The following is a 7532-nucleotide window of genomic DNA, read 5'->3' as shown; positions in this document are numbered from 1 at the left end:
GCAAGCGGGTCGTACGCAGGGAACGGCCTGACCTCCGAGCTTTCGGCTGGTGTACGAGCAACCATGCGGCCGAGCCTAGGCGCGGGCCTTGCCATGGCCCTACTTCCAGCGGAATGTGGCTCACCGGGTGCACACGCGCGGTTTGCGGCATCCCTCTGCTGCCAACGTGCGCGCTTGTGATCCTCAACTTACCGAGTTGCTTCGTAGCTTGGCGACCCGGCTGCTGCGGCAGGCGTCACCGCAGCAGCCCGAGGAGTCAACCGTGCAGCCGCCGAGCAGTCCGACGGGCCCAGAATAAGCCCGCAATGCCAGCCAGGAGCAGCCACGCCGCGCCCTGCGGCCCGCAGGACCCGTCCGCCGCCGCGGCGACCACTGCGGGGCCTGCGAGCGCCATCAGCGCCAGTAGCCCACGCAAGTACCAGACGGCCGTCTGGATCGGCGCGGTGTTGCCCATCGGCGTGTCGGCACCCACCAGCAGGTGAAAGGGGACCGGACCCCGGTAGGCGCCGACGAGTGCCGCTCCGACGCTCGCCGGCACCGCAGCCGGTACCGCCGCCAGCGCGGGTGTCCACCAACCTCCGATAACGCACACCGCGAGGCCGAGCCCCGTGGCAGCGGCCAGCAGCAGTCCGGGCACGACCGCGTGCCACAGCGCCAGGCTCCCCGCGCGGTAGGGCAGCAGGGCGCTGCGGCGCATGTCGTCGCTCTCCAGCCGGGCCGGCTCGACGAACTGCGCGGCCGCGAGGTAGAGGAACCACAAGGCGGCGCAGGAGGACAGCGTGGCGGTCGTTCCGGTCCGGGTGGACGCGAAGGCGAGGGCGGCGGTGGACAGAGCGGACCATGCGAAGCCCCAGCCGAGCCGGCCGGGCGCTCTCACGAGGCTGAGCGCGTCCCGCCAGGGAAGTACCAGCCACGGCAGGCGCGGCGGCCGGACCCACGACGCGGGACGTGCCCCTCGCCGCTGCCGCACGCGCATCACGGAACGCGCCCGCCGTAGGTCCAAGGAGAACAGCGAGGCGCCCATGCGGTCGGCGACCGTGGCGCGCAGTCGCAGGGCCGCTCCGGGGATGTCCGGGACGACCCGCACCGCCAAGCGCGCCAGCACGGCGATGCTGCATGCCCAGATCAGCATGGCCAGTGGCCAGCCCGGCGCCGTGCCCAGCGCGGCCGCCGTGAGGGGCTGAGCCGCCCAGCCCCAAGGCAACAACCACAAGACGGTAGTGCCCGCCAACGTGGGCAACCCACGGGTCAGGGCGATGACGGACAGCAGGCCCATCAGGGCGACCCCGCACCAGCTGGCCTGGAAGATCTTGCGCTGCTGCCGTTCCCGTCGCCCTTCGTGGCGCACGATCAGCACGCTGAGCCCGGTGCCGACCAGCGCGGTACCCAGCCCGGCCCAAACGCCCGCAGCGGTGACCGAAAGCCATGGGGCCCCCGACACATTGGCGATGAGGAAGCCGAGCACACCACCAGTCATCATACCGAGAAACGCGCTGACGGTGGCCGATGACGCCAACCGCGGCAGCAGGAGCGGTCCGCGCGCAATCGGCTGCGGCAGCAGCCAGGACACCGTCGCGCTGTCCGCGACGACCGGGCCGCGCCACACAGCACTGCGCACGATGAGCAGCGACGCCAGGGCAAGGACGGTAGGCAGCCACAGGGGCAGAGCCTGCAGGAAGGGTTCCGAGCGGTCGAGTCGACTCGACTGTCCCAGCCGCGCCACAGTCAGCAGGGCGGGCACACCCCACACCCCGCCGAACAGCACGAGCAGATACGCCACGAAGGCAGCGCTCTTGCGCCGCTCCGTCCGGTACTCGCTGCGCGCGGCCCGCAGAAATCCCAGGACCTCGGCAGTGCTGTCGGGCGGCTGGACAGACGATCGCACGTCAGAAGACGTTTCCGTGCTCACGCCCGTCTCCCGCCGATTCGGTCTGCTGCTCGTCTGCCAGCCTCATCACACGGTCCGCGACCGCCTCGACGAGCTGGTCGTTGTGGGTGGCCATGAGGATGGCCACCCCCTGTGCCTTATGCCGGGCCAGCCGGTCCGCGAGTTCCCGCCGCGCAGCGGCGTCCAGCCGCTGTTCGGGCTCGTCGACGATGAGCAGGTCGTGCGGGCGAACGAAGGCCGCGGCCAGCAGCATCTGCTGCCTCAGCCCGGAAGACAGCGCGGACGGCAGCAGATCGGCATGGTCCGCCAGGTGGTGACTGGCCAGAACCTCAGCCACAGCGTCGCGCGCCGTCGCACCCAGGCCATGCGCGAGCGCCACGAGCATGAGGTGCTCACGGACCGTCAGATCGGGATAGAAGGCGTCGACATCCATCACGGTGGCGACCGCCGCCCGCACGGCCGGTTCGTCGCCGTTCATCGAAGCGCCGTCGAAGAGGACGGTGCCGGAGGTGGGCCGCTCGCGACCCGCCGCCAGACGGAGAAGTGTCGATTTGCCGGATCCGTTGCTGCCTGTGAGAGCGACGCACTGCCCCGGTGCCACAGTCAGATTCACCCCCTGCAACACCTGGGATCCATCGTAGGAACGCGTCACCTTCTGCAATTCCAGCAGGGCTCTTACGTCCTCGTGCTCAACTGCCGCTTCCACCATGGTTCTTGACATCATCGACAGCATAGACAGAGATGTGACGGTCACTCGTCTCGCCATAGGGCTCTTCACGCCATCCTGCAGTCCGTCCCACGAGGCGCAATCCAGCGATCCGGGCCATGAGATCGATTTCGGAGGGCCAGGCGTAGCGGAGGATCTCCTGTGTCGGCCGGGGCACGGTGCCGTCCAGAACGGTGTGGATGACCAAAACCAACTGCCGAGTCCGCACGACGTGGCTGCTGTCCAGCATGACCGAGCTGGGGGACAGGTAGCGGGTGCTGGTGTGCTCCCCCTGCTGCTGGTGGTACGGCATCGGGTCGAACGCTTCGATGACCACTCGGCCGCCGGGTGCCAGGTGCTCCCGCATCCGGGTCACGCACTCTACTTGCTGCGCCGCCGTATGCAGTGCGAACAGCGTGTTGAGGGCGATGAAGACGACATCGTAGGTCTCTCCGGTGCTCACCTTGGTGAAGTCGGCCGCGATGGCGCGTACGCGTGCGTCCGTGTCCCGCTCGGCGAGTTTGTCGAGCATCCGCTGGGACCCGTCGACACCGTGCACCTCGAAGCCCCGCTGAGCGAGGGGTACCGCGAGCCGTCCGCTGCCTACACCGAACTCCAGAATCTTTCCCCCTTCTGGGCATATCCGGGCAAGGAAGTCGACAGCGTCCTTGATGTCCGGTGAAGACGCCGGGTACATCAGAGCGTAGACATCGGCCAGGCTGTCGTAGGTTTGCGTCGAGTCCATAGGGTTCACTCCCGCAGGGCAAGCAGCGATCGTTTTCATCTGTCTCCCGTCTGAGCCACCTGCGTGCAATGCCTCAGGGGAGCCTCAGTTGACCACGAAGTCACCCAGGGGCCCGACACCCAACTTATGCGTAAGTGCAGACGAGCAGACCTCTCACCTGCACTTACCGATCCTTCATCAAAGTTTGCGCAGAAGACTCAGCACCCGTCCCGCAAGCTGTTCGCCCTCACGCTTTCCACTACCCCTTTGCACTGATTGCTCAGTCACACTGATCGGTGTCGGCGGCGGCTGAAATCTGACCAGCATTCGCCATAGCTTCCGGAGCGAGCGGCACTACCAGTGTGCCCCGGCGCCGGCGAGGCATCGTGAATGCTGCTGTGCCCCTGGCAGTTATCGCCAGGAGCACAGCAGCATTCACCGTTGGTGCTGTACAGGCGTACGTGACTCCCTGCGTCCGCGCAGGAGATCGCCGAGCACACGTACCGGTGACGTGGGACTCATCGCCAGGCGGACGTCGAGCGCCGTCTCCCACTGCTGGGTTAGCCCGCCCATGAGGCGCTTGCGCATGCCGGGGGTGACGTGGGCGTAGCGCGCCGAGACGGAGCCGTCGATGTGGCCCATGCGTTCGTCCATGAGAACCTTCTCGGTGCCCAGGTCCTCCATCACGGTCCGGTGGGTATGGCGAAGGCCGTGGGGTGTGAGTCCCTTGGCGATCGGGAGCCAGCAGGTGTCGGCCCGCTCACTGGCGCCGCGTCCTCGGGCCGGGACACCGAGCCACGGCTCGCCGAGCAAGGGCACCGGCCGGGGCTCCTGCGGCGCCTTCTTCGGGTACCAGCCGGAGACCGCCGGCGTGAACAGCCAGGTCGCGAAACCGTTCCTGCGCCAGTGGGCGGCATGCTCCGGCACGACACCGCCCCGCACGAACCGGAGGTCCGCGATGGCCTGCTCGACCTTCGCTCGCGTGGCCTCGGTGACGCGTTCGGGGTGGTTGAGGACGTTGGACACCGTGCCGGTCGAGACGCCGGCACGACGGGCGACGTCGACGAGCTTCGCGCCCTGGTGGCCCCCGGTTCGCGCCGCGCCCTGCCCTCGGAAGACGTAGGTCTTGCCGTGGCAGGGGCACGGCGCGGGCTTCGTACGGGCGATGTGGTTGGCCACCAGCGCGGTCAGCCAGTCCATCGAGTCGATGGTGCGGTAGCTGTCGTCCTTCGGCGGGCAGCGCACCAGCTCCCCCGTGTCGAGCTCGTACAGCTGCCACTCGACCCGGACGGCTCCAGGGCGGACGAACGCGGTCTCCAGGCCGACGATCTCGCCCCAGCGCATGGCGGTGTACCCCTTGAGGACCACGGCGACGAACTCGTCGTCGCGGCCCGAGAGCAGGGCGGCGCGCTCGGCGGTCAGCAGGATGCCGAGCGCGTCGGTGACCACCTTCTCCGGACCACGGTCTCGGGAGCGGTCGGCGCGTTTGCCCCGCCCGCGTCGCCGGGCGGCTGGGTTGGACGTGATCTGGCCCTCGTCGATCGCGTCCTCGAAGATCAGGTGGAGCGTCGAGCGCCAGGTCTTGACGCTGGAGGCGGCGCAGAGGGCCTTCTCCTTCTTCTCCCACAGGTCGACGTCCGTGCGCAGGATGCCGGCGAGCGCCTTGTCCTCGAACTCGGGGAGGAGGTGCTCCTCGATGTGGCGCTTGTAGTTCTGCATGGTGGAGGCGGCCAGGTCCTGGGCCTCGTACCAGCGGTTCGCATACTCACCGAAGGTCTCCTGGCCGAGGGCCGGGTCCCACCAGTCGCCGCGACGGTACTTGTTCTCAGCCTCGGCCGCCGCCCGTTGGGCCTCGCCCTTGGTGGCGAACCGGATCGCCTTGCCGTTCTCGTCGACGACCGTGTTGTGCTTGCCGGGCGCGACCTTGTACCGGCCGCGCCAGTAGTCTCCGCGCTTCTCCACGACACCCAAGTTCCGCTGTCCCCCTTAGGACGCCCTGCAGGCACAGCCGGTCGGGGACTGGCTTGGGGCCGGGGGACCGCTCGGGCCAGGGCGGCAGCATCGGCTCGATCATCGCTCACAACTCGTCGTCCACGACTAACGGCGTGACGTTCACATTCTCACGAACGGCTCAATCGTCGTACCGGTTACGGCTGACCTGGACCCGCCAGCAAGAGCGTGTTACGAGCTCTTCATCCCTGTTTGAGATCTCTGGTCGGGCAGTCCTGGTTCCCAGCGGGTTCAGCAGTGTTCCCGGTCTCTGCTGTGATGGCCCAGTGCTCGCGGTCTCGCCGGTGCCGCCCTCGTCGGCACCGTCCTCGCGGTAACGGCCGGCGGCCGGGGCACCCGAGGCGCTGCACAGCCGCGCTGCTATATTCCGGTGGCCAGCGGGGTGATCACAAGGGGCACACATGAACGCGGTCCGACGTACGGTGTGTGCCGTTGCGGTGGGCATGGCGCTGGGCGTTACGGCTGCGTGTGGGGGGTCTGGGACGAAGGTCCACTCCGTGGCGTCGCAGGCCGCCGGGCCGCCGAAGGCCAAGGTTACGAGCCTCGACCCCAGGGTGCAGGCCGTGGTCCTGAGCGAGAAGCAGCTCCAGGTGGTCGCCTTGTCCGACACAGACTTCCCGCTGCTGAAACGCGCGCCAAGATACGACCGCACAGGTGTGGCGAGCATCAGGTACAAGGCGGATGCGGGCGGCTCCGAGTGCACGACCTTCCTCAACGCCCAATTCCTGAGCGGCTCCTACTATCACGGGCTGCACGAGGTCGACAGGGGATACACCCTCACCACCACTGATCGTCAGGTCCAGTTGGAGAGCATGGTGGTCAGCTACCCCAGTGCCAGAGAAGCTGAGCGAGTCTTCGACGACACCCGGACCTCAGTCAAACACTGCTCCAACCTTCACTACCGGCTCAAGAACTACTCCTTCTCCTTCAAGGAGATAGTCAGTATGCCGATCCCGCGAACAGGCGACGACTCCACAGCGTTCCAGGGGTCGTGGAGCCTGCAGGGCGGCAAGGCCGAGCCATGGGCTACGGAGCTGATCCGTGTGGGCACCGTCGTGGTCAGCGTAAACGCGACGAGTAGTCCCGACCCGTTCAGACTGCTCCAGCAAACGGGGAAGCAGGCGGCGGCCGAGCTTGGCCACGAAGAGGTTCTCGCCGCAGATGCGAAAGGCACATGATCCGCCGGACAGTGCCTAGTGCTTCGTTACGTTGGGTGATCTCCGTTGATGCTGGGCAGTTTCCTGACATGAGGCGGTGGGAGGTGGAACGGCTCCGGGGTGAGTGATCGGAGTTCGTAGCCGATGTGTGGGGGTCGTTTCCGCGGCGGGATCAGCGGAGGTGGGGCGAGTGTCATCTACGGGGCCTGATGCTGGACGGCCGGCGCACGTCGATCCAGCCGATGGCCGATCGGCTGCCGGACGGGAACATGCAGGCTCTGCAGCAGTTCGTGAACCAGTCGCCGTGGGATCCGCTGCCGGTCAGGCAGCGGATCGCTGAGCGGCTGTCCGGAGTTGTCAGGCCCGAGGTGTGGGTGATCGACGACGTGTCGTTCCCCAAGTGTGGCACCGCGTCGGTCGGGGTGGCCCACCAGTACTGCCAAGCGGTCGGCAAACGGGCGCACTGCCAGGTCGGGGTCAGTATCCATGCCGCCAACGACACTGCCTCGTGCCCGTTGGAGTGGCAGTTGTATCTGCCGCGTGAGTGGACCGAGGAGCCGGACCGATGCCGCAGGGCAGGGGTCCCTGACGACGTGGTGCATCGGGAGAAGCGGCGTCTTGCGCTCGGTCTCCTGGACACACTCGCCCAGTGGCAGTTGAAGGCGCCGGTCGTGGTCGCCGACGCCGGCTACGGCGTCAGCACCCCGTTCCGGCTCGGTCTCCAGGAGCGAGGGCTGTCCTGTGTCCTGGCCCTGAATGGGAAGGAAGTCGCCCACCCGGAGGATGCCGAGCCGCACCGGCCTGCTTATGGCGGGCTGGGACCACCCGTCGTTGGCAGGTAGCACCGCATGGCACGGCAGGTGCGCAGCGGTCAGCCGAGGCCGTAGAATTTGCCACGATGCAGACTGGCCACGACCAAACCTGACATCACACCAGGCCATGCCGTAGCGCCGCTGCTTGGCATGCGATGGGAAAGCTGAGTCGCCCCAACGGAAGACCGCGGGCGAAATCAACCGCACGCTCAACAACGACGTGCCTTCACCCGGT

General features: G+C 67.7%; 5 protein-coding genes and 1 pseudogene. 2 read left to right on the top strand and 4 right to left on the bottom strand.

Translation table 11 applies throughout. The features are described 5' to 3' along the window. Nucleotides 1-256: 256 nt before the first annotated feature. From AC5WS8_RS38760 to AC5WS8_RS38745, 4 genes are all read right to left on the bottom strand, one after another. On the bottom strand, nt 257-1885 hold the full coding sequence (locus AC5WS8_RS38760; protein WP_496108174.1) for a DUF6297 family protein: 1629 nt from the start codon (nt 1883-1885) through the stop codon (nt 257-259). A 1-nt stretch (nt 1886) separates the two neighbouring features. Further along, on the bottom strand, nt 1887-2597 hold the full coding sequence (locus AC5WS8_RS38755) for an ABC transporter ATP-binding protein (RefSeq protein ID WP_496108173.1): 711 nt from the start codon (nt 2595-2597) through the stop codon (nt 1887-1889). Beyond that, nucleotides 2578-3339, bottom strand: coding sequence for a class I SAM-dependent methyltransferase (locus tag AC5WS8_RS38750; protein WP_496108172.1), 762 nt, complete (start codon nt 3337-3339; stop codon nt 2578-2580). The genes AC5WS8_RS38755 and AC5WS8_RS38750 overlap by 20 nt, the downstream gene beginning before the upstream one ends. Nucleotides 3340-3753: 414 nt before the next feature. Beyond that, on the bottom strand, nt 3754-5289 hold the full coding sequence (locus AC5WS8_RS38745) for a LacI family DNA-binding transcriptional regulator (protein WP_496108171.1): 1536 nt from the start codon (nt 5287-5289) through the stop codon (nt 3754-3756). A 536-nt stretch (nt 5290-5825) separates the two neighbouring features. Between AC5WS8_RS38745 and AC5WS8_RS38740 the strand changes: the two genes are divergently transcribed. Both AC5WS8_RS38740 and AC5WS8_RS38735 read left to right on the top strand, forming a co-directional pair. Then, a complete protein-coding gene (locus AC5WS8_RS38740) occupies nt 5826-6506 on the top strand; it encodes a sensor domain-containing protein (protein ID WP_496108170.1) in 681 nt (226 codons plus the stop codon). A gap of 68 nt (nt 6507-6574) precedes the next feature. After that, nucleotides 6575-7306: pseudogene (locus tag AC5WS8_RS38735) on the top strand (IS701 family transposase); the annotation flags it as partial. Nucleotides 7307-7532 lie beyond the last annotated feature (226 nt).

The organism is Streptomyces sp. PTL18 (assembly GCF_059510295.1).
The sequence above is the reverse complement of the archived record's forward strand: the minus strand, read 5'-3'. Positions and strand labels throughout refer to the sequence as shown.